The organism is Gordonia otitidis NBRC 100426 (genome assembly GCF_000248075.1).
GTDB classification, from domain to species: domain Bacteria; phylum Actinomycetota; class Actinomycetes; order Mycobacteriales; family Mycobacteriaceae; genus Gordonia; species Gordonia otitidis.
The window spans coordinates 1-20310 of sequence record NZ_BAFB01000002.1 but is presented as its reverse complement, the minus strand read 5'-3'; the positions used below and the strand labels follow the sequence as shown (position 1 = coordinate 20310).

The window sequence follows — 20310 nt, the reverse complement described above, 5'->3', positions numbered from 1 at the left end:
GCATCGCCTCGAGGCCACCGTCCAGCCGTCGAATGCGGCGTCGCAGGCGGTGCTGACCAAGCTGGGCTTCCGGCGTGAAGGTCTTCTCGAACGCTACATGGACGTCAACAAGCGCTGGCGCGATCACATCCTGTTCGCGCTGACCGCCGAAGAGATCCCGGAGGGCGCGGTGGAGCGCCTGGTGCGGTCCGGACGCGCGAGCTTCCTGTAGCCGCCGCCCGCCTGGGTAGGGTCACGGTATGGCCGAGTCAACACGTGGTGCGTCGGAATTACTGGAGATCGTGGTTCGCGGCAACGCTCGCGGCAGCTACCCGCCCGAGCGTGCGTTGCTGTCGCTGTCGGTCGACTTCTCCGGCCCCGACCGCGAGACGGTGTACACCGACGCCGTGGAGGTACAGGCGCGGATCGCCGAGTCGCTGACAGACCTGGACGAGCGGGGAGCGGTGTCGAAGTGGCACAGCGAGTCGGTGCACGTGTGGTCGTACCGCCCTGTCGACCCCAAGGGGAAGCCGCGAGAGTTGCTGTACGTCACGCAAATCCGTGTGCGAACCGAGTTCGTCGACTTCGACGAGCTGGGCACGTTCATCGACACGTGGGCCACCGTCGAGGGAGTCGATGTCGGCGGTGTGCGCTGGGACGTCACCGACGAGGGGCGGCTCGAGCACGAAAGGGATCTCCGTCGGCAGGCCGTCGACGATGCCGTCGCCAAAGCACAGGCCTACGCCGACGCGGTCGGTCGTGGACCGGTGCGGGCGATCCAACTCGCCGACCCGGACATGCTCTCGAACTCGGCTGAACCGATGAGTCGCATGATGGTTACCGGTGCGCCCGCCGCGGGCGGTGCCGCGCCGACTCTCGAACTGCGGGCCGAGGACATTCACATCGCCGTCTCCGTCGACGCGCGCTTCGTCGCCGGTTAGGGCTCCGGGGCATCGGGTTTCGCGGCGAGGGCACCGGGTTTCGCGTCGGCGGCACCGGGTTCCCCGTCGGCGGCACCGGGTTCCCCGTCGGCGGCACCGGGTTCCGCGTCGACGGCATCGGTTTCCGCGTCGGCGGCACCGGGTTTCACGCCGAGGGCACCGGGTTCCCCGTTGACGGCACCGCGGCGCGCTGGCTGAGAAAGCCGTATGAATCAGGGCAATCTGCCCGGCGTCCGGCGCGTCTGCGCAGTTCGCGCGGGATCCGCACCTAAATTGTTGGGTGGTCCGGTGTAACCAGAGTCAGTGAAGGGAGAGGTCGAATGCCGAACTCCGTGCTGTGGGTCTGCCTCGTCGTGGTGTGGCTTTTCGTCCTCGTCCCCATGGTCATCAAGGGTCGGCCCCAGATGCGCAAGTCGACCGAAGCGGCACGTATGACGCGGCTGCTGCACCGTGGCGGAACCAAAGCACGGTCGGCGACGTCGCGACGCTCCGCGGGTGCACACCCACACGACCCCTCATGGACGTCGAGGCGCTCATCGCGTTCGACGACCCGCACTGCGACGGCCGTTCTGGACGAGACCGACGCCGATGAGACCGGGGTGGATGAGACCGAGGTGGATGACTTGACGATCGAGTCCGACGACGCCCCGACCTCCCGCCGCGCAACCATCAAGCGAGCGACAGGTGCCAGAGTGCACGCGCCAACGGCGGATTCAGCGGCGGAAGGCGAGACCGACGTCGACGATCGCGATGCCGACCTCGACGATGCCGACGAATCGGATGACGTCGCGGTAACCGGTGAACTCATCGACTCCGAGGATGTCGACGACGTTTCCGACTCGGCGGACGATGTCGTCGATGTCGAAATCGATGCCGACGACAGCAGTGACACCACAGACACGGACTCCGACGACGCTGAGCTCCAAGGCGACTCGGACGTCGAGCACGACGTCGACAACCGCGATGACAGCGCGGAACTCGAGGACGAGTACGAGGCCGATGACGAATACGAGGCCGATGACGAGTATGACGACGACCTCGATGAGGAGTACGACGACGATTTCGAGGACGAGTACTCCGACGACGAATATGACGCGGTCGACGAGTACGACGCAGAGGACGACGTCGATGAGTTCGACGACGACGCTGATTACGATGACGCCGACTACGGCGACGACCTCGAGGATGACGCAGACGACGACTTCCTCGACGACGTCGACGGCTACGAGAATGCCAAGCCGCGCGAAAAGCCCGCTGCTGCAGCCGAACCGGAGGTTGCGAAGCCCGTCAACCGTGGCCGCACACGCGATGCTAGGCGCTCGGGGACCTCATTCGAGGAACGAGACAGGAAGATCCGGTACCGCGAGCGTCAGCGGGTGGCCATCGCGCTGCTGACACTCGTGCTCGTCGCTATCGTGCTCGGCGTCGTTCTCGGGCCGGTCGGCTGGGTCGCGACGGGTGTCACCGTCGTGATGCTGGCGGCCTACCTCGCGTACCTGCGCAGCGCTGTCCGCAATGAGCAGCGGCTACGCGCGCAGCGTGCGGCCCGTATGGCGCGCCAACGCCGCCAGGACGAAGAACGTCGACGCCGCGAGATGTCTGCACCGCAGTTCGTCCCGGTGGTCGAACCGGCACCCCAGATGCGGAGGCCGGGCGGTGCCGTTGTCGTCGAGATCGACGACGAGGACCCGATCTTCGATCACATCCCGCCGTTCCAGCGGCGTCGGGTCATGCGTGAGGACGACGACTTCCGTCGGGCTGCTGCTGGCTGACGCTGATCGCATCAGGGTGGTTCTTGATCCACTTGGTGGTGTCAGCAACCGCACGGCGGAGCGCAAATCTCTCGCCCACGTAGGTGATAGGCGCGCCGACGACCGGGATGTAACTGAGCATTCCGAGGAGCTTGGGTGGTCCGGGTCGACGATCGAGTTCGTCGTTGAGCTTCCGCAGGATCTGCGCGACCTCCCACAATCCACTGATCACCGACCACCCGCGACGCTTCTTTCCCGACGACTCGTCTGCGAACGGATCGGTGTCTGCCGCCGCGTCCGCACTCAGTTCTCTGTCGCTGAGGACTGACGCCAGGAGGTGCACCTGATCATTGCGGTCGGTGACCCCGTACTCGCGGGCGACCGCGGTGAGGACGATGGCCTGATTGGCGTAGCCGAGCGCGCTGGTCAGTGGTAGCGCTTTCGCCCACGCACCGAAGACGCCAGGGTAGGAGACGGCGACGGTGTTGAGCGCCCCGATGCGATTGACCCACCACTTGGCGCGCTGCTCCAGCGACAGCTCCGACCATCCGTGGGTGCCCGGCCAATCGGCCACGTCAAGGCCGTGTGCGACGACGTGGCGAAGCTTGTCGAGCCGGGAACGCTCCTGCGGGTCGTCGTCGAAGGTGCTGGCCTTGATACCCAGCGGATCCGACGTGGCGAGTGCGTCGAGGATCGGATTGATGATGCCGATCGCGCGGTTGAGGGCAGTTGCGAGTTCTGTATCGGACATCGTGGCCACGGATTGCAGCCTAACCGAAAGTCGGTTCGATCCACGTCTGCTGCCACGTCGACGAGGCGTTTGTGACCTTCCCCGCGCCGACTGCTAGAGTGTCCTACGGCTGGTCACGCAGTGATCACCAGGGGCTATGGCGCAGTTGGTAGCGCGACTCGTTCGCATCGAGTAGGTCAGGGGTTCGATTCCCCTTAGCTCCACCACCAAGAGACCCCCTCTACCTGCGATGGAGTAGGAGCAAGGGGGTCTCGTCGTATCCGCGCCAGGATCCCGAGGGCATAGCGAGAGCGCGCTTTTGGAATCACATCCGCTCCGCCTGAGTGACGAGGGCTGATGTGTTTACTTCGAGGCAGGTGTTCCCCAAGAAAGATGACTACCTCACCACCTGACGTCACTTCCTACGCTCGAATACGGTGATGCGTGACGTGCCGCCGTAGACGGCTTCACGTACCTGCCGGTGATGGCGCTCCGGGCGCTTGTGCCCTTCGAACTGCTACCGCCCCCCAGAGGATTGCAAGTCTTGTTGCTAGCCGTTTGTTTCACCTTCTTCCGCTTCGGACTCGACCGCGAGCTGATACCCGCGCCAGTACACAAATAGAACGATCGGCACAATATCTAGTGCCGAAATGCCGAAGGGGGCGCAATACTTGTGCCAACTCGCGTGTTCTGTGGCGGTCCAGCGCGTCAGCGATGACTTCTTCCGGGTCGACCACAAAGGCACATTGGGTCGATCGCGCTATGCGAGGCGTGCGTCCGCCATCTGACTGCACCGGCCTACCGCGAGCCGACCTCTGGCGTGACCTTGTGGGAGCAGTGCCAGCGCGACAGATTTAAGTCCACGTAGGTTAGTGCGACGATCGTTACCAGGAGCAGCGACATTCGACGCGACGACTATTTACTCATTTCGGAACGAGCGGCCTAACGGTCCAGATCGGGGTTCCGATCGTCGGAGTTTGGCTACCTATCACTAGGATGCTCGAGACTGACCGGATCGAAAAACAAATTGTCGTTATCCTCAAAGGCGTCCACGAGCAGTTGCTGACCTATTTCGAGATGGTCGTCAACATCAATCCGTTCATTTGGCTCAATCGTACCGTCGTCAGCTAGGAGGTCGCGAACCCAAAGAGCGCGAATCAACCCGACCTCACCAGATTCGTCGCGCGCAAGTGCATACCGCTTATCTAGATGGAATACAGTTACAATCTCCTGCTGTTCCCGTTCGTCGTCGTGATTCTCGTCCTCTTTTTCCGTAGGGGAACCTGTATCTCCCGGAGGGGCGGCATCGTAGGTAACTTCCCTGGCTAGGTCTGTAGCGAGTTTGTCGACGGCAACCAGCATTTCCGCCATGCTTTTTGCGGTGGCAGCGTGTGATTCAACAGTGTTGTTGTCATTCGATTTATAAGATGTGTCGTGTGTGAGTTCACCCCAAGCGTCCTGTAGGCGAGACTTAATTTGAATCTCGGCTCGCACGTTACATAACTTAGCATCAACAAAGCTATGAAAAAGCACCACGGCATGATAGGCGCGATATCCCGAGTCTTTCGGATTATTTATGTAGTCTACAATATCGTTACTGCCGTCGCCATTCTTTGAAAACTCTGGATAGTTTGCTTTACCGCAGTTTTCTTCGATAATGCTAATTAGAGACTTGGCATCTGCGGTGGTGTTACAAGCAACCTTTACGCCGACCCAATCGCTGATAGAATTCTCGACACTGGTTAGGTCGGTAGGTCGTTTCAGTGATTTCTTGTCAATTTTCATTTCGATCTTTTGAAGAGCGCGTTCAGGTCGCTTAATTCTTGACGTTACGGAGTAAAGGTAGCGGTCGTCTGGGTCGGCCAATCGAGTCGCTTGCCTGACAAAAGTCTCAGCATTCCGGCGCGCCGCCTCCCAAGAGTCCTCTTTAGCGTCGTATAGATCGTTTACTAGATCGTCGAGGCTCATCATGCCGAGAATCTTACTTCGCAGCCATACTCGTCAGGCAGATTCGGGACGAGGTTGTAATCTTCCGGCCTCTCTCCGTGACCTGCTTCGGTTGAGGGGGGGTGTCACGCCACGCAGCGGTCACGCCAGCGCCCACGACTGCTCCACTAGTCTGGCCAGCGCATCTTCTACGTCGTCGACTGGACATCCGGCCGCGGCCAGCACACCCGCCGCCGCGTCGATGTCGAAACCGCCAACGAACAATGAGAGCCTGCGGAGCAGGATGCGCTCGGACTCGTCGAGCAGTGATTAACTCCACTGGAAGACCGACATCAGCGTGGTGTGCCGGTCGTCGACACCACGACATCGTCATCCCGCCCGATAATCGGCGCCAGCGGCGTATACCACGCGTTCACCACCATCAGTCGAGCCCTTGGTCGGAGTTGTCGGCAATACGCAATGCTGACATCACGCAGCACATCCCGCGCCGCGTTCTGATTGCGCATCATCAAGCGCATCTCGGCCGTCGGGTCACCTGAAGACATCCCTTTCAATGCCGACGCCGACACCTCGATGCGCCGCCGCCACCGCCGTCCTCATTTTCAGAGTGGGGGCGAAGGCTACGTAGTTTAGTAATTCCTTCGGATTGCCTCCACCACAGACAGCTCAGGCGGCGCAGTTCTCGGGTCTGGCAGGAGTCACCTCCCAGACGTGTAGTCACAATTGGCGGTCTCCCGCACGGCTCAGTCCATCCCGGAGCGTGCAGCTTTCCTGCGCGGAAGGGTAAGACTGGACCGTGCACGCAGGGAGACGATTGCCATGACGCAGAGTGTCTTGTCCGACGACGTGATTGCGGGACTCACCGTCGACGAACGTCGAGCGTTGATCGCCAGACTGTCGCGGCCGCTCGACGACGTCGCGCCTAGTCCGGTCGTCGTGAACCGTCTGCGTGCGGTGCGTATCGGGCTGATGGCCGGCGGGGCGATCGCGCTGATCCCGTGGATCGTGTTCCTGGGGTTCACGCTTCCCGTCGATTACGTGGCGCACAACTGGTCGGTCACGTGGATCGGCTTCGACGTTCTGCTGGTCGCGATGATGGCGGCGACCGCGGTCCTGGGCATCATGCGCAGGCAATTGCTGGTGCTCGCGGGTTTCACCACCGGGGTGCTGCTCATCTGCGATGCCTGGTTCGACATCATGACCGCCGCACCGGACGACCGGTGGGTGTCACTGCTCACGGCGTTCTTGGCGGAGCTCCCCTTGGCCGGCCTGTTGATTCTCGGGACCACGCGCATCATCCGTCTGAATGCAGTGCGTCAGTGGCAGTTGGAGCCGCACGCACCCTTGTGGCGGTTACCCGTCATGTTGGGGTGAAGTCGACGTGACGACCAAACTCAGGAGATCCCTGCGGCACGCAGCCCCGCCGCAACTCCCGCAGCCAGCAGGATGACGACGATCAGAGGTGCCTTGAGTGCAGCGGCGATCACTCCGGCCGCGACCCCCGCCGGACGTGCCCACCCGGCGAGATCCTGCCCGGCGTACAGTGCTCCGGTCGCGGCGACGGCGACGAGTAGGACCAGAGCCGCGCGGTCGATGACCGAACGTACTCTGTCCGACACCGTGATTCGCGAACGCAGCAGGGGTCCGGCGAGCCGCAGGGCGTAGGTGCCCGCGGCCAACACCGCGACGGCGATGAAGAGTTGCGTGCCGTGCGTCATGGGGCGCTCACTGCTGAATCTGTTGCCCGAACGCGACTCTCGGTGGACCAGGCCGCACGGTCGGCGGCAGGGAGCGCACGGTCGGCGGTCCGGGGCGCACGGTCGGCGGCAGGGAGTGCACGGTCGGCGGTCTGGGCCGCACGGTCGGCGGTCTGGTCCGCACAGTCGGCGGCAGGGAGCGCACGCTCGGCGGGGTCGCGGCGGGGGAGTCGCGCGCCGGCGAGGAGGCCTGCGAGAGCCAGCAGTACCGGTACTCCCGACGGAACGTAAGGCGTTGCGGCAACGGCGATCACCGCGCCGACGATCAGGGAGGCGCCGAGGCTCCCGCGCTCGGATCGGTGGGCCCGCAGGGCCGAGATCGCGAGTGCGCCGAGAAGTGCGGGGAACGCGGCGTCGAGTCCGAGCGTTTCGGGACTCGAGATGATCTGTCCCGCAGCAGAACCCACAGCTGAGCCGGCGGGCCACGACACCAGAACCCCGATGCCGCACCAGAGGAAAGCCGCCCGCCCCTGTTCGGCGTTGGGGGCTGCTGCGGTCAGGGCCGCGGTCTCGTCGTTCACCATGTGCGCACCGATCAGGCGGCGCACGCCCGAGCCGAGATACGGTCCGACGGACAGTCCGTACCCGAGGTTTCGGGTGTTGACGAGCAGCCCGGCGAGCGCGCCGACGATCGGCAGCCCACCGGTGGCGAGGATGCCGACGAAGACGAACTCACTCGATCCCGCCATCACGACGCAGGCGATGGTCAGGATCTGCCACCAGCTCAGACCGGCGCTGTGTCCGGCCACTCCGTAGGAGCACCCGATGACGAACACCGATAGCGACATCACTGCGACGCTCCGCAGCGTGTCATAGCCGAGTGTTTCCCATGACGAACGCATGAACAATATAATGGACACATGACACCTGTTCGTCAAGATGAACACCCGGACGATTCGTCGAACGATGATCGCGCCGACCATCTCGGCCGCGCCGGCGGAGATGTGCCCGTCGACGCCGCGTCATCGGGTCCGACGGCGATCATCGCCGCGGCACTGAAGCGAGAGCGCGCCCGCGTCGGGCTCTCGATCGGCGAGCTCGCGCGTCGGGCAGGCATCGGAAAATCCACGTTGTCGCAGCTCGAGCAGGGTCTTGGCAACCCCAGCATCGAGACGGTGTGGGCGTTGAGTGAGGCGCTCGGCCTCACGTTCTCCGATCTCGTCGACACTCCACCGCGTCGTGTTGAGGTGATCAGGTTCGGCGACGGCCCGGCCATTCCCTCCGCGACAGCCGAGTACATTTCGACGCTCCTGTCGGCGGCGTCCCCGTCCTCGCGGCGCGACATCTTCTTGCTGCGCGCCGAACCGGGGGAGGCGAAGGTGTCGCGACCCCATGCGCGCGGCGTGGTCGAGCATGTCGTGCTCTGTGCCGGTCGGGCGCTGGTCGGTCCGACCGACGACCCCGTCGAACTCGCCCCCGGCGACTTCATCTCCTATCCCGGCGACGCCGACCACGTCTTCGACGCCCTCGAGCCCGGGACGTTCGCGGTGCTGGTCAGCGAGGCTTTCTGAGGTCCGACGGGCGCCAATCGGGGCGGACCGGGACGTGAGCGTGCTCACCTTGATTCGACCGCATTGTCGATGGTCGCGTACGGTGTAGCTATTGGCATGCCACGGCATCGCCGACGCGTCGTAGATCGCAATTCTCGCGGCGGGTCCCCCGACACAAATAGGGGTCGACCTCCGCTCTTTGACTTCATACGGCGAAACGACTTCGCGCACCCGCGATTTCGCCACCACAGCACACCGGCCCAACGGGTCCTCGAGTGCTGTTGAGCATTAGAGAGATACCTCAATGACCAGATTTGCCGAACTCGGTGTCCCCGCCGAGATCGTGAAAGTACTTGTCGCGGACGGAAAGTCCGAGGCATTCCCCATCCAGGTCGACACGCTGCCCGCCACTCTCGACGGCGGTGACGTGCTCGGTCGTGGCCGTACCGGTTCCGGTAAGACACTTGCGTTTTCGATCCCGCTCGTTGCCGGGCTCGCCGAGCTCGACGTCGACCGTGTCCCTGGTGCGCCCACCGGACTGATCCTCGCCCCGACTCGCGAACTCGCGACGCAGATCGCCACGGCGGTCGAGCCGCTCGCGAAGGCGGTCGGCCTCACGGTCACCACCATCTTCGGTGGAGTGAAGCAGGCACGTCAGGAGCAGGCACTCGGGCGCGGCGTCGACATCGTCGTCGCATGCCCCGGTCGTCTCGAAGACCTGATGCAGCAACGCATCGTGCGTCTCGACAACGTCGAGATCACGGTCATCGACGAGGCCGATCACATGGCGGACCTCGGCTTCCTTCCCGGTGTCACGCGAATCCTCGCAGCGACGCCGTCCGACGGTCAGCGGATGCTCTTCTCCGCCACTCTCGACCGCGGTGTCGACAAGCTGGCCAAGCGCTTCCTCCACAATCCGACGATGCACTCGGTCGATGAGGCCACCTCGCCCGTCGAGGCCATGACCCACCACGTCTTCGAGATCGAGCACGCCGACAAGAACGCCATGGTCGCCGAGCTCGCCTCGGGAGCGGGACGTCGAATCCTGTTCACACGTACCAAGCATCAGGCTCGCAAACTCGCGAAGAAGCTGACGGCCGACGGCATCCCCGCCGTCGATCTGCACGGCAACCTCTCTCAGCCGCAGCGCGATCGCAACCTCAAGGCATTCGGAGAGGGTGGCGTGCGCGTGCTCGTGGCGACCGACGTCGCTGCGCGCGGTGTGCACGTCGACGACATCGAGCTCGTCGTCCACGTCGACCCGCCTGCAGAGCACAAGGCATATCTGCACCGCTCAGGCCGTACAGCACGTGCGGGCAACGCCGGTGATGTCGTGACCCTGTGCCTGCCCGATCAGCGTCGCGACGTTGCGGGACTGCTCGGCAAGGCGGCCATCAAGGTCAAGCCCGTCCGGGTGCGCCCGGCGTCGTCGGAGGTCGACTCTTTGGTCGGCGAGCGAGCCGAGCGCGTCGAGCCCACGGCAGAGCCCGTTCGTCCGGCAGGGCGACCCCGGCAGGGTGCTGCGGGTGGACGCGGCCGTCCCGGCTCGAGCGGGTCGCGCCGCCGTGGCAGCGGCCAGCGCGATGCACGCGGCCAGCAGAGCTCGCGCGGCTCGGACCAGCGCGGTTCAGGACACGAGAGCTCGGGCCGAAACGGCTCGGGTGCACGCGGCTCGGGCCAACGCAGCTCGGGTCAGGGACGCGGCGGTCAGTCGCGTGGACAGCAGGGTTCCAACATGCAGGGACGCGGTCAGCAGCGCGGTGGTCGTGTCACGAATCAAGCGGCGCGAACCGCTTGACCAGGTGAGTCGCGAGCCATGGACTGGGACCCCAGGCCATGGCTCGCCCCGTCAGCAGAGCGCGAATGGGTGACAAACGGCCGTAGCCGATGAGTACGCCCGCCGCCGGCTTGACGCTGACGTACAGGTCGGGGTCGGCGTGCTCGCCGGGATTGATCTCCAAATGTCCGTCGGTGAACTGGTAGACGAAGCGTTCGTCGGTGCCGCGAAAGCGGACCTCGTAGGTGGCGTCGGGCGAAGGCTCTGTGAGGTGATCGATCCAACAAGGCAAGAGTTGGTGTCGACCCCGAGCGACGAGCGGTGCGATGTCGGGATCGAGATCCCAGTGTGTCCCGACGGCCCGCGCGATGTCGTGTCCGTGGACGGTCATCTTGCCGATCAGGATGCCGAGTGCGGAGTCGGCGCGAACGCCGCGACGATCACCCTCGACGGCCATGACCGGCACCCGCGCGCCAAAGTGGCTGACCAGATGCAGCAACTCCTCGAGGTCGTCGAGCAGTCTGTCGGCAAGTTTGCGGACGTCACGCGTAGTGAGGTTGGCGATCTGCTTGGCGTAGATGTCTTTGAGATCCGAAGGCCGACTCGGCCACGCGGCCGCACCGCTGGCCAGGTCGAGGTAGCGCGCCGGCTCACTGGCCACATGTCCGACGCACTCGGCGACAGTCCACGTCGAGCGCCTGCTCAGTGATATGTCCGGATTGTCGATGCTGCACACGAGGTCGACGAAACTCTGGGCCGTCGTACGTGCAGCGTCGACATAGGCAAAGCGTGAAAGTGTGTTGCTCATCCCCAGGCCACCCCCATCGCGGGATGACGATACTCGGGGCTGCATGTCCATGCGATGCCCAAGCGGGGTCATTCGAACGTAGGAAACCGAATTGTGACATTGTGTCGATTCAGATACCGACGGTCTCGACTGGCGATCACTGAAACCGCAGCTCAACGCGTTCTTTGGGAAGAACACCAAATCGCGGCGCGGCTTGCGACGAACTGTTAAGCGGCTCCCAGAATCGCCGCACGGACCGTCGCGAAGCAGTCATCGGCTTCCGACTCGGGACCGAGCCCGATGTGGCACACGTTTCCGAGTGGGCCGTCGTCGGGGAATCCGGACACCGTGAATGCGCGTGCGGCCGGGTCGGTCGGGAGTGTGTCGGTCGGCGACAGTGATGCCCGAGCCAATGGCACCGACGTCACGACGACACCTTTGCTCGACCCCACCACCTCGACGATCAGATGGGTGGGGGTCACCACCACCAACGTGCCGAAATCGGTGTCGTCGGTGTCGGGTTCCGCACTCGGCGCTGCCAGCGGTCCCGGCTGCACCGACTGTGAACTGCGCGTCACCCACGCCGGAGACCGGTCGTCGAGTTCGAGTCCCTCGTCCTTCACGTACTCGCGGAGTCCGAGGCGCATCTCCGTCGCGAGTAGCGGCAGAGTGGCCTCGGTCGTCGTGCGGTCGTATTCGGCCTGTTGAGTGGGTTTCGTGGGACTCATACCCGCGAATCTACCGGTCAGCGCCCGGTGCGGAGGAGCGTTACGCGGCGCCTGCGCGCAGGTCTCGGGAGACGACCGGCCTCGAGATCGACCAGCAGCGATGCCACGGTCTCCCCGGAATCGGTCTTGTTGGTGCCGATGAAGCCAGACGGCCCGCGCTTGATCCACCCGGTCACGTACATGCCCGGAACACGACGTCCGTCGTCGACGACGCAGCCCGCCTCGTTCGGGATCACGCCGCGCGAGGCGTCGAACGGTAGCCCCGCGACTGGTCGTCCGCGGTAACCGACCGAGGTGAGGATCAGGCTGGCGGGCAGCGTGGCGACGCCGCCATCCGGGCGTGACACCACGAGTCCATTCGCGGCACCGGAGTCGTCGACGGACACGGACTGCGGCGTCCGGTGGAACGCGAGTCGGATATGGCGGCCCGATACCGGCTCGGTGGTGGCGACTTCGGCGAGGAGATCCAGCTTCGTACGCGTGATCGGGTCGACGTCGAGGTCACGAGTGCCCACGAGGTCCTCGGGGTCGGTGACCACCCGCACGCCGTCGTCGACGAGTCCGACGAGTTCGGGCAGCGTGAAGGCCGCATGTGCGGGTCCGCGGCGTCCGAGGACGGTGATCTGCTCGATCGACGACGACCGCAGCGCGTCGAGTGCGTGCGGTGCGATCGACGTGCCGACGAGATCCGCCGGGTCCTTGGCCAGGATGCGGGCGACGTCGAAGGCGACATTGCCGTTGCCGACGACGGCCGCCGCGCGGTGCGAGAGGTCGGGGCGCAGCGCCGCGAAGTCGGGGTGGCCGTTGTACCACCCGACGAATGACGTGGCCGACCCGACGCCAGGCGCATCGACGTTCTCGATCTCGAGTCGACGATCCGTCGGGGCGCCGCCAGCCCAGATCACCGCGTGATGTCGCGCGCGGAGGTCGTCGAGGGGGAGGTCGCGGCCGATCTCGGTGTCGAGCAGGATCTCGACGCGCGGATGGCGCGCGATGTCGTCGAACAGGCTCATGACGCGGCGAGTGCGTGTGTGATCAGGGGCGACGCCGTAGCGTGCGAGGCCGAACGGCGCCCGGAGCCGCTCGTAGATCGTCACCGACACTGCGCTGTGTCGCAGCAGGTCGTCGGCGGCGTACATGGCCGACGGCCCCGAACCCACGATGCCCACTGACACCTGCTCGTCGGCCGCCAGCGCCCGTGGATGCTCGATCGGTGCGAGCGGGAGTCGCTGTACCGGGTTCACGGGGAACCGCGCATCGGTGAGGCCGAACTCTCCATCAGCGGCATAGGCGAGTGCGTTGATGTCGGCGAAACGCTCCTGACCCGCGGGAATGCGATGCGACGGAGCGATCGCACCGACGGGGCACGCGCTGACACATGCGCCGCAATCGACGCAGGTCGACGGGTCGATGTAGAGCATCTCCGAGGTTCCGAAGTCGGGCTCGTCGGGGGTCGGATGGATGCAGTTGACCGGACATGCGTAGACGCACGAGGCGTCGCCGCAGCACGACTCGGTCACGACGTGGGGCATGGGTGGCGGGTGCTCTCGGTGTCGTCAACGGCGGTGGCGTCGAGGTGGTCGGCTTCGAGGTGGTCGGCGGTCAGGCCGCGGTGTAGGTCGGTTCGCTGCGGAACCGCGATGACCGGCCCGAGATCCCCAGCGCCCGCCACGTCATGCGCGAAACCGGGTTCATCAGGCCGCACTGCTCGGCAAGCATGCGGACATCGCCGAAGACGTTGCGACGCACACGCTTCGACGACTCCGCACGCCAGAAGATGTCGCGCATGACCTCGCGCGGGACGTCGAACTCACGCATGAAGCTGCGAGGCGGGACCATGATCGCGCCCAGCAGGATGCGCATCGCCAGCGGGAACATCAGTGAGAGCACGAAGCGTTGGAACCGTCCCTTGCGCGCGACGTTCTCGCGCAGGTGGTGGTGTGCGAAGGAGATGTGTCGCGCCTCTTCGGCGACGTGTAGCTGCATGACGGCGGCCATCGCCGGGTGCAGGTCGGACCGCATGCGCAGGAAATCCTTCTGCAGGTGGTCGATCGGCTCCTCGCCGCCGAGGATGCCGAAGAAGAAGACGGTGGGAAATGTCGTCGAGACGAGCGGTACGAGCGGGGAGATCAGTCGGTAGCCGAGCTTGGCCCCCGGCACATCCATGCCGATCCGATTGACCAGTTCCTGGAACATCAGCGTGTGGTTGCACTCTTCTTTCGATTCGTGCGTCGTGTAGCGGAACTCCTTGGCGCCGTTGGGGAGTTTGAAGCTGTACTGCATCAGTCCGCGGATCAGGATGGACTCGAACTGCAGCCCGACCTTGGCGACGTTCGCCTGCCGCCACATCCCGATGCGGATCTGCTTCTCCAGAGGCTGCTGCTGATACCAGGGATGACGCCCGATCGGATCGACCTCGTAGTTGAGCACCCAGCGCGGATCGTCGGCGACGACGGCCATCTCGGGAGCATCCCAGTCGATGTCGAGGTAGGGGTCGAAGTTGCGGTGCACCGACGCCGATGAGAGGTCGTCGAGGACGACCTCGTACTCGGCGCGGCGGAGTCCCGGAGGGCTCTTATCCGGCGAAGTGGACTCGCTCGGGGTGTACCTCAATGCCTTCGTCATGGCTGTCGCCTTCCGCACAGTTGGTGGTCGTCTCGGCCGCTGACGTGACGTGTGGGCCGCACCACGTCGTAGGCTTTCGACGGTAAAGCGGCACGAATATGTTGTCAATACTCAATGGCACAATCATGGATGGGATTGTGGCGGCGAGTACGTGAGGAGGCGAGATCTGACATGGAAAAACTGCTGATCGTCGTCGCAGCAGTCCTGTTCATCGCGCTCGTCACCGACCTCGCCCCGCGCATCCGCGTTCCGGCTCCGTTGGTATTGGTGTTCGTCGGCGCGGTCATCGGCATCATGCCGTTCGTACCGGCTTTTCACGTCGACCCGGAGTGGATCCTCGTCGGAGTGCTACCGCCGCTGCTGTACTCGGCGGCGATCGGTATGCCGACCATGGACTTCCGCCGCGACTTCACCGCGATCTCCACCTTGTCGGTGGTGTTGGTGATCATCTCCGCGCTGGTCGTCGGATGGTTCATCACGCTGGTGATCCCCGGGGTCACGCTGGCCACCGGCGTCGCGCTCGGCGCGATCGTCAGTCCCACAGATGCCGTGGCGACGTCGATCGCCAAACGGATGGGTGTACCGCCGCGGGTCGTCGCGGTCCTCGAGGGCGAGAGCATGTTCAACGACGCCTCTGCGCTGGTGCTTCTCCGTGCGGCCATCGCGGCCACAGCCACCACGATCTCGTTCTGGGGCGTCGCACTGAACTTCGCGTGGGCGGTCGCCGGTGCCGTGGCGATCGGTGCGGCGGTCGGCGTGGCGAATCTGTGGGTGCGCTCGCGGATGCGTGACGCGACGGCGAACACGGTCATCTCGTTCACCGTTCCCTACATCGCGTACGTTCCCGCCGAAGCGATCGGTGCATCAGGACTCGTGGCCGCGGTGACGGCGGGACTGATCACCGGCGCGGGCGCCGTGCGGTTCCTCACTCCACAGCACCGGATCTCCGACATGCAGAACTGGCGTGTCGTCGAACTGATCGCCGAGGGTGCGGTCTTCCTGCTGATGGGCCTCGAACTGTTCACGCTCATGTCGGACGTACACAACGACCACGAGGGCGTGCCCAACGCCGTGTGGATCGGTCTGGCGGTCCTCGGCGTCGTGCTGGTGGTGCGCGCCCTCTACGTGGTTCCGCTGGCGTGGTGGCTCGACCGGAAGCGACGGCGGGGCGACCGGATACGGCCCATGCTCGCCGATTTCACCGTGACACCGAGCGACGACGTCGATCGCGGGCAGGAGCGGCGCAGCCGCCAGTGGTGGCGGAGAGCTTTTCGGCGTCGACGAACCCGCGACGCGACCAGGCTCGCCAACGGTGAATTGCCACCGGTCTCGACCGACACCGCCGCACGAATCAATTCGCGGATCACGCGCACGCTCGCCGACATCGACTATTACGCCGAGGCGCCACTCGGACCCAAGGAGTCGACGATCATCGTGTGGGCCGGCATGCGGGGTGTCGTCACGGTCGCGGCAGCTCAGACGTTGCCGCTCGACACTCCCGGTCGGCCGTTGTTGGTGCTGGTGGCGTTCGTCGTGGCTGCGGCGTCGCTGCTCATCCAGGGAGGTACGTTGCCCTGGCTGATCCGAACACTGCGGATCAGCAACAACTCCGAGGAGATACTCGCCGAGCGCCGCCGACTCCGTGCCGAACTCGACGCGACGGCGCAGCAGGTGATGAGCGAGTCCGACACGGTCAGGCAGATTCCGTGGTTGCGTCCGCGCCTCGAGCAGGCCAGTCGCGAGGCGGACGAGGACGCAGAGGCCGACGCGGTGACCGATCCCGATGACGCGCCCGGAGGTTCCGGGGCCGCGGCGGCCGGTGTGGTCCCCGGGGGCGCGAGTACGCCGTACGGGCTGAGTTTCGAGGAGCGGGTCCAGATCCGCAGGATGCGCCGCGAGATCATCGCGGCCCAACGCAAGAGATTGCTGAGGTTGCGCAGTCAGGGCGCCTACAGCTCATCGGCGCTGAGCCGCGCGCTCGGGCAACTCGATGCCGAGGAGATCAGCCTCGACATGCAGCGGGGTTCGTGAGGCAGGCGCGGCTCGCCGAATGTTCCGGTTGCCCAGACGCGCGGATACCGCACCTGTGGGCAACCGGAACCGAAGATTCAGCCGTGTCGCAAAGTCAGCGTCGGGAAATGAACGGCAGCAGTGCCATCTCACGCGCGTTGCGGATGGCCGTGGCCACCTGGCGCTGCTGCTGCGGGGTCAGACCCGTGACCCGTCGACTGCGGATCTTGCCGCGATCGGACAAGAACTTGCGCAGCAGGTTGACGTCTTTGTAGTCGACCTCGGTCACGCCGAGTGCGTTGAGTTGGTTGCGCGTCTGCTTCGGCTTGGTGTCGGCACCAGGCCGAGGACGGCGCGGTGTTCGCTTCGCCATCTGCTCGAATCCTTCGTTGTGAACCGTTGTTTCTGTGGACTGTCGTCGAGAACGCTCGGGGTGTCACCCTCGGGGCGACGACACCGGATGTCGGCGTCGCACACCCTCGACGGTACTCACCAACTCGACTTGTGGATGCCCGGTAGTTCGCCGCGATGGGCGAGTTCACGGAACCGGACCCGCGATACGCCTGCCTTACCCACGTAGCCGCGTGGTCGTCCGTCCACGACGTCGCGGTTGCGGACCCGCGTCGGACTGGCGTTGCGGGGAAGCGCCTGCAGATCACGCTGGGCCTGAGCGCGTTGCTCGGGCGTCGCGGCGGCGTCGACGATGGTCCGCTTGAGTGCAGCCCGTCGTTCGGCGAAGCGGGCCACTGTCTCGCGGCGCTGTTCGTTGCGGATGATCTTGGACTTCTTGGCCATCAGCGATCCTCGCGGAATTCGGTGTGTTGCTTGGCGATCGGGTCGTACTTGCGGATCACCATGCGGTCGGGATCGTTGCGACGGTTCTTGCGGGTGACATAGGTGTACCCGGTTCCGGCCGTCGACCGGAGTTTGACTATGGGGCGGATCTCGTTGCGAGCCATCAGACTTTCTCTCCTCGTGCGCGAATCTGTGCGACCACGGCCTCGATGCCCTTGTGGTCGATGGTCTTGATGCCCTTGGCGCTCACGTCGAGCGTCACGAACCGGCGTTCGCTGGGCAGGTAGTAGCGGCGTCGCTGGATGTTGGGGTTCCAGCGGCGTGAGGTCCTTCGGTGTGAGTGCGACACCTGCTTGCCGAATCCCGGTGCTCTCCCGGTGACCTGACATCGTGCGGCCACGACACAACCTCCTTGTTGGAAACGATTGGCATTAGTGCGGTATTCCACGCTATCGTGACCTGACGCTAAATGGAAATCATTGCCAACAATCAAGTCGGTGAGGAGATGATCGTGCACGCCAATTCAACTGGTGGTCGACGCCGCGAACAGGCGCCGTCGAGACCGCGTACGCCGCTGACGCTGGTCACTGGACTCGACAGGGATGCGGTGGCGCGGACCACCGATGCGCTCGCGATGGCAGGCACCACACTGGTCCACCACGATCTGTCGTCCCTGCCGAGCGGACGGGTGTTGCGCACGATGCGCTCGATCGACTTCGACGGCGTCGAGCACTGTGACATCCGTGAGATCTCGCTGGAGCACGGCTGCGTCTCGTGCACGCTGCGTATCGATCTTCTTCCGCTGCTGCGGCGCCTGCATCAACGGACGACGGTCGAACGCATTGTGCTGCAGCTCGATCCGCTCATCGAGCCGGAGGCACTGTGCTGGTCGATCGAGCATGTCGTCTGCTCCGACATGCCGGGCTTTCTCGACGCTCCGGCAGGCGATGACGTGGTCGTGGACGCGACGATCGCATGCGTCTCGGAGTCGGACTGGCTCGATGCTGCGAGTGGCGACGTCACACTCGGGGAGGCGGGGGTTGCCGACGTCGACGACGAGCGGACGCTTGCCCAGGTGGCGGTCGGGCAGGTCGCGTTCGCGGACGCGCTGGTACTCGCGGGCGCCGATCCGATGTTTCGCGATGCGTGGTCGTCGGCGCGATTGATGGAGGTGCTGCGTCGTCTCGCACCTGGCGCGCCGATCGTGATGGAACTACCCCAGCGACCGATCAGGCCGACTGTCGTGATGCAGTTGCTGAGGGCGATCGGTTCGAGCGCCCGTCGGGGAGCGGTCTTCGGACCACACGATCCACTGCTGCGTGGCGCACCGCCGTTGACCACCGAATGCGGTGTGACGCTCGCGTTGTTCGAAAGCGATCGACCGTTCCATCCCACACGTCTGCACGACGCGCTCGATCACCTGCTCGAAGGCGTGATCTGTTCACGCGGTCGCCTCTGGTTGGCCAGCCGGTCCGACGAGGTGTTCTGGCTGGAATCCGCGGGCGGGGCACTGCATGTCGAGGAGGCGGGGCGGTGGCTTGCGGCGATGTCGGCCGACGAGCGCGCCGAAGTCGATCCGGAGCGCCTCGCCCACGCAGCGATGAGGTGGGATGAACGATTCGGCGATCGGCACAGCGCGTTGACGATTCTTGCGCACCGCGCGGACGTCACCGAGATCGTGCAGGAGCTGACCGCCGCCACGCTCACCGACGCCGAGATGTCGGCGGGTCTGAGCGCCTGGAACTCCTATGCCGACCCGTTCGGGACCTGGCACGAGGATCCCTGTGCGGACAGCGTGCTGCCCGAACCCGGGCTGCTGTCGATCGCCGACCGGCTCGACTCCGACGGCACCGCGCACGACGGAAATGACATCGACTCCGAGAAAGAGGATCACTCATGAAACCAGATACTCATCCCGACTATCACGCCGTTGTCTTTCGCGACGCCTCGACGGGTACGCAGTTCCTCTCGCGATCGACTGCGACGTCGACGCAGACCGTGGAATGGACTGACGGCCTGCGCTATCCGTTGATCATCGTCGACATCACGAGTGATTCACACCCGCTGTGGACCGGCACCGCCCGCGTCGTCGACACCGAAGGGCGGGTCGAACGCTTTCGTCGTAAGTATGCGGGGCGTGGGAGTTACCGCGGATAGTGCTGGCAGACAACGTAACTGACTTCTGAGGAGTCTGCGTGCATCATTGCGTGAGTCTTTCCGAGCGGTCGACAGTGTCCGATTCGTCGGGTAGTATAGAACACATATTCGAACGATCGATTCGACGCGACTGCGGAAGTTCTTGGGGGTGAGGACGCGTGCGTGCTGGCCATGACGGTCCGGACGGTCACCCGGATGATTCCAAGAGTGATTGTGCGCCTTCGTTGTTGGATGATGCTGGGTTGGGTTCTGCGGTGGTGGGGTCAGCTGATGCTCGGTTGGCGGGTGTGTTGTCGCGGTTGGCGTCGGTGGTTGATGAGTTGGCAGCCGTTGAGGTGTCGCAACTCTCGGATGCGGGTGTGGTGGAGGCGGCGCAGGTGGCTGAACGGTTGGCACGCAGGACGGCGGCGGCGGTGACTGATCGGTTGGTGGTGGAGGCGTCGGATCGCAATCTGCCGCGCTCGCTCGGGTACCGCGATGTGCGGGACTTCCTCGCCCACCGGCTGGGTGTCGGCGACCCGGCGGCGCGACATCGACTCATCGCAGCAACCGGCTCGTTCACCTCGATTGTGGGTGAGAAAGGCGATCCGCAGTGTCCGACGTTGGCGCGTCACTGGGGGCAGGGGCTGATTGCACCCGCTCGCGCACGGGCGGTGCTCGAAGTACTCGATCAGATCCCGCATCAGGTCCCGGCCGACGTGCGTGCCGCAGCTAAGGCGCAGATGGCCGGTTATGGGGTGCAGTTCACGCCGAAGGAGATCACCAATCTGGGTACCCGGTTGATGGCACATCTGGATCCGGACGGCACGGTCACCGACGGGAAGGATCGGGCACGT

The 20310-nt window shown here is 64.8% G+C and carries 25 protein-coding genes and 1 tRNA gene; 11 read left to right on the top strand and 15 right to left on the bottom strand.

Annotation, left to right across the window (positions count from 1 at the left end):
* Together GOOTI_RS00255 and GOOTI_RS00250 are read left to right on the top strand one after the other, a co-directional pair.
* Positions 1-211 (top strand): GNAT family N-acetyltransferase (locus GOOTI_RS00255; protein ID WP_007236541.1); only part of this gene is annotated, 211 nt, incomplete at its 5' end.
* A gap of 28 nt (positions 212-239) precedes the next feature.
* Positions 240-920, top strand: a complete 681-nt coding sequence (locus tag GOOTI_RS00250; protein ID WP_007236540.1) for an SIMPL domain-containing protein — start codon at positions 240-242, stop codon at positions 918-920.
* Here the strand turns inward: GOOTI_RS00250 and GOOTI_RS25925 are convergent.
* A complete protein-coding gene (locus tag GOOTI_RS25925; RefSeq protein ID WP_007236539.1) occupies positions 917-1069 on the bottom strand; it encodes a hypothetical protein in 153 nt (50 codons plus the stop codon). The genes GOOTI_RS00250 and GOOTI_RS25925 overlap by 4 nt on opposite strands.
* A 171-nt stretch (positions 1070-1240) precedes the next feature.
* On the opposite strand from GOOTI_RS25925, the gene GOOTI_RS00245 reads away from it, so the two are divergent.
* The gene (locus GOOTI_RS00245; RefSeq protein WP_007236538.1) at positions 1241-2692 is read left to right on the top strand and encodes a SepX/GlpR family protein; all 1452 of its coding nucleotides are present in this window, start codon (positions 1241-1243) and stop codon (positions 2690-2692) included.
* Here the strand turns inward: GOOTI_RS00245 and GOOTI_RS00240 are convergent.
* Entirely contained in the window at positions 2649-3431 is a 783-nt protein-coding gene (locus GOOTI_RS00240; RefSeq protein WP_007236537.1) for a hypothetical protein, read from the bottom strand. The genes GOOTI_RS00245 and GOOTI_RS00240 overlap by 44 nt on opposite strands.
* Before the next feature lie 121 nt (positions 3432-3552).
* Between GOOTI_RS00240 and GOOTI_RS00235 the strand changes: the two genes are divergently transcribed.
* Positions 3553-3628, top strand: a tRNA-Ala gene (locus GOOTI_RS00235).
* 754 nt (positions 3629-4382) lie between these two features.
* On the opposite strand, the gene GOOTI_RS24885 is transcribed toward GOOTI_RS00235, so the two are convergent.
* From GOOTI_RS24885 to GOOTI_RS00225, 3 genes are all read right to left on the bottom strand, one after another.
* Entirely contained in the window at positions 4383-5372 is a 990-nt protein-coding gene (locus tag GOOTI_RS24885) for a GTP pyrophosphokinase (RefSeq protein WP_007236536.1), read from the bottom strand.
* A gap of 117 nt (positions 5373-5489) precedes the next feature.
* Positions 5490-5654, bottom strand: coding sequence for a winged helix-turn-helix domain-containing protein (locus tag GOOTI_RS27360; protein WP_505674581.1), 165 nt, complete (start codon positions 5652-5654; stop codon positions 5490-5492).
* Between the two features lie 26 nt (positions 5655-5680).
* Positions 5681-5917, bottom strand: coding sequence for a hypothetical protein (locus GOOTI_RS00225; RefSeq protein ID WP_138985121.1), 237 nt, complete (start codon positions 5915-5917; stop codon positions 5681-5683).
* A 250-nt stretch (positions 5918-6167) separates the two neighbouring features.
* Here GOOTI_RS00225 and GOOTI_RS00220 point away from each other — a divergent pair, with 250 nt between their 5' ends.
* Complete coding sequence (locus GOOTI_RS00220) at positions 6168-6722, top strand: hypothetical protein (RefSeq protein WP_007236535.1); 555 nt, start codon at positions 6168-6170, stop codon at positions 6720-6722.
* A gap of 20 nt (positions 6723-6742) precedes the next feature.
* Here GOOTI_RS00220 and GOOTI_RS00215 read toward each other — a convergent pair whose 3' ends face one another.
* Both GOOTI_RS00215 and GOOTI_RS00210 read right to left on the bottom strand, forming a co-directional pair.
* Complete coding sequence (locus GOOTI_RS00215; RefSeq protein ID WP_007236534.1) at positions 6743-7066, bottom strand: AzlD domain-containing protein; 324 nt, start codon at positions 7064-7066, stop codon at positions 6743-6745.
* The gene (locus tag GOOTI_RS00210; protein WP_007236533.1) at positions 7063-7947 is read right to left on the bottom strand and encodes an AzlC family ABC transporter permease; all 885 of its coding nucleotides are present in this window, start codon (positions 7945-7947) and stop codon (positions 7063-7065) included. Before GOOTI_RS00210 ends, GOOTI_RS00215 begins: the two co-directional genes overlap by 4 nt.
* Before the next feature lie 18 nt (positions 7948-7965).
* On the opposite strand from GOOTI_RS00210, the gene GOOTI_RS00205 reads away from it, so the two are divergent.
* Positions 7966-8616, top strand: a complete 651-nt coding sequence (locus GOOTI_RS00205; protein WP_233425382.1) for a helix-turn-helix domain-containing protein — start codon at positions 7966-7968, stop codon at positions 8614-8616.
* A 283-nt stretch (positions 8617-8899) separates the two neighbouring features.
* Positions 8900-10393, top strand: a complete 1494-nt coding sequence (locus GOOTI_RS00200) for a DEAD/DEAH box helicase (RefSeq protein ID WP_007236531.1) — start codon at positions 8900-8902, stop codon at positions 10391-10393.
* On the opposite strand, the gene GOOTI_RS00195 is transcribed toward GOOTI_RS00200, so the two are convergent.
* From GOOTI_RS00195 to GOOTI_RS00180, 4 genes are all read right to left on the bottom strand, one after another.
* The gene (locus GOOTI_RS00195) at positions 10365-11180 is read right to left on the bottom strand and encodes a maleylpyruvate isomerase N-terminal domain-containing protein (RefSeq protein ID WP_007236530.1); all 816 of its coding nucleotides are present in this window, start codon (positions 11178-11180) and stop codon (positions 10365-10367) included. The genes GOOTI_RS00200 and GOOTI_RS00195 overlap by 29 nt on opposite strands.
* Positions 11181-11386: 206 nt before the next feature.
* Positions 11387-11887: a hypothetical protein gene (locus GOOTI_RS00190; RefSeq protein WP_007236529.1), complete on the bottom strand. Its 501-nt coding sequence runs from the start codon at positions 11885-11887 to the stop codon at positions 11387-11389.
* Between the two features lie 17 nt (positions 11888-11904).
* On the bottom strand, positions 11905-13419 hold the full coding sequence (locus GOOTI_RS00185; RefSeq protein ID WP_007236528.1) for a 4Fe-4S binding protein: 1515 nt from the start codon (positions 13417-13419) through the stop codon (positions 11905-11907).
* 70 nt (positions 13420-13489) lie between these two features.
* Positions 13490-14512: an AurF N-oxygenase family protein gene (locus GOOTI_RS00180; protein ID WP_007236527.1), complete on the bottom strand. Its 1023-nt coding sequence runs from the start codon at positions 14510-14512 to the stop codon at positions 13490-13492.
* Positions 14513-14683: 171 nt separating this feature from the next.
* On the opposite strand from GOOTI_RS00180, the gene GOOTI_RS00175 reads away from it, so the two are divergent.
* Positions 14684-16543, top strand: coding sequence for a cation:proton antiporter (locus GOOTI_RS00175; protein WP_007236526.1), 1860 nt, complete (start codon positions 14684-14686; stop codon positions 16541-16543).
* Between the two features lie 94 nt (positions 16544-16637).
* Here the strand turns inward: GOOTI_RS00175 and rpsR are convergent, their stop codons facing one another.
* From rpsR to rpmB, 4 genes are all read right to left on the bottom strand, one after another.
* The gene (gene rpsR, locus GOOTI_RS00170; protein ID WP_005179663.1) at positions 16638-16895 is read right to left on the bottom strand and encodes a 30S ribosomal protein S18; all 258 of its coding nucleotides are present in this window, start codon (positions 16893-16895) and stop codon (positions 16638-16640) included.
* 116 nt (positions 16896-17011) lie between these two features.
* Complete coding sequence (rpsN, locus tag GOOTI_RS00165) at positions 17012-17317, bottom strand: 30S ribosomal protein S14 (RefSeq protein ID WP_007236525.1); 306 nt, start codon at positions 17315-17317, stop codon at positions 17012-17014.
* A complete protein-coding gene (rpmG, locus tag GOOTI_RS00160) occupies positions 17317-17481 on the bottom strand; it encodes a 50S ribosomal protein L33 (protein ID WP_007236524.1) in 165 nt (54 codons plus the stop codon). Before rpmG ends, rpsN begins: the two co-directional genes overlap by 1 nt.
* Positions 17481-17717: a 50S ribosomal protein L28 gene (gene rpmB, locus GOOTI_RS00155; RefSeq protein ID WP_007236523.1), complete on the bottom strand. Its 237-nt coding sequence runs from the start codon at positions 17715-17717 to the stop codon at positions 17481-17483. Before rpmB ends, rpmG begins: the two co-directional genes overlap by 1 nt.
* 174 nt (positions 17718-17891) lie before the next feature.
* On the opposite strand from rpmB, the gene mrf reads away from it, so the two are divergent.
* From mrf to GOOTI_RS00140, 3 genes are all read left to right on the top strand, one after another.
* Positions 17892-19217, top strand: a complete 1326-nt coding sequence (gene mrf, locus GOOTI_RS00150; RefSeq protein ID WP_233425383.1) for a ribosome hibernation factor-recruiting GTPase MRF — start codon at positions 17892-17894, stop codon at positions 19215-19217.
* Entirely contained in the window at positions 19214-19474 is a 261-nt protein-coding gene (locus tag GOOTI_RS00145) for a type B 50S ribosomal protein L31 (protein ID WP_007236521.1), read from the top strand. Before mrf ends, GOOTI_RS00145 begins: the two co-directional genes overlap by 4 nt.
* Positions 19475-19728: 254 nt before the next feature.
* Positions 19729-20310 (top strand): DUF222 domain-containing protein (locus GOOTI_RS00140; protein WP_138985119.1); only part of this gene is annotated, 582 nt, incomplete at its 3' end.

Excerpts from the sequence above, each read along its gene's own strand:
- GOOTI_RS00250 (WP_007236540.1), top strand. The coding sequence starts at position 240 with ATGGCCGAGTCAACACGTGGTGCGTCGGAATTACTGGAGATCGTGGTT.
- GOOTI_RS00245 (WP_007236538.1), top strand. The coding sequence starts at position 1,241 with ATGCCGAACTCCGTGCTGTGGGTCTGCCTCGTCGTGGTGTGGCTTTTC.
- GOOTI_RS24885 (WP_007236536.1), bottom strand. The coding sequence starts at position 5,372 with ATGATGAGCCTCGACGATCTAGTAAACGATCTATACGACGCTAAAGAG.
- GOOTI_RS00220 (WP_007236535.1), top strand. The coding sequence starts at position 6,168 with ATGACGCAGAGTGTCTTGTCCGACGACGTGATTGCGGGACTCACCGTC.
- GOOTI_RS00215 (WP_007236534.1), bottom strand. The coding sequence starts at position 7,066 with ATGACGCACGGCACGCAACTCTTCATCGCCGTCGCGGTGTTGGCCGCG.
- GOOTI_RS00210 (WP_007236533.1), bottom strand. The coding sequence starts at position 7,947 with ATGCGTTCGTCATGGGAAACACTCGGCTATGACACGCTGCGGAGCGTC.
- GOOTI_RS00205 (WP_233425382.1), top strand. The coding sequence starts at position 7,966 with ATGACACCTGTTCGTCAAGATGAACACCCGGACGATTCGTCGAACGAT.
- GOOTI_RS00200 (WP_007236531.1), top strand. The coding sequence starts at position 8,900 with ATGACCAGATTTGCCGAACTCGGTGTCCCCGCCGAGATCGTGAAAGTA.
- GOOTI_RS00195 (WP_007236530.1), bottom strand. The coding sequence starts at position 11,180 with ATGAGCAACACACTTTCACGCTTTGCCTATGTCGACGCTGCACGTACG.
- GOOTI_RS00190 (WP_007236529.1), bottom strand. The coding sequence starts at position 11,887 with ATGAGTCCCACGAAACCCACTCAACAGGCCGAATACGACCGCACGACG.
- GOOTI_RS00185 (WP_007236528.1), bottom strand. The coding sequence starts at position 13,419 with ATGCCCCACGTCGTGACCGAGTCGTGCTGCGGCGACGCCTCGTGCGTC.
- GOOTI_RS00180 (WP_007236527.1), bottom strand. The coding sequence starts at position 14,512 with ATGACGAAGGCATTGAGGTACACCCCGAGCGAGTCCACTTCGCCGGAT.
- GOOTI_RS00175 (WP_007236526.1), top strand. The coding sequence starts at position 14,684 with ATGGAAAAACTGCTGATCGTCGTCGCAGCAGTCCTGTTCATCGCGCTC.
- rpsR (WP_005179663.1), bottom strand. The coding sequence starts at position 16,895 with ATGGCGAAGCGAACACCGCGCCGTCCTCGGCCTGGTGCCGACACCAAG.
- rpsN (WP_007236525.1), bottom strand. The coding sequence starts at position 17,317 with ATGGCCAAGAAGTCCAAGATCATCCGCAACGAACAGCGCCGCGAGACA.
- rpmG (WP_007236524.1), bottom strand. The coding sequence starts at position 17,481 with ATGGCTCGCAACGAGATCCGCCCCATAGTCAAACTCCGGTCGACGGCC.
- GOOTI_RS00145 (WP_007236521.1), top strand. The coding sequence starts at position 19,214 with ATGAAACCAGATACTCATCCCGACTATCACGCCGTTGTCTTTCGCGAC.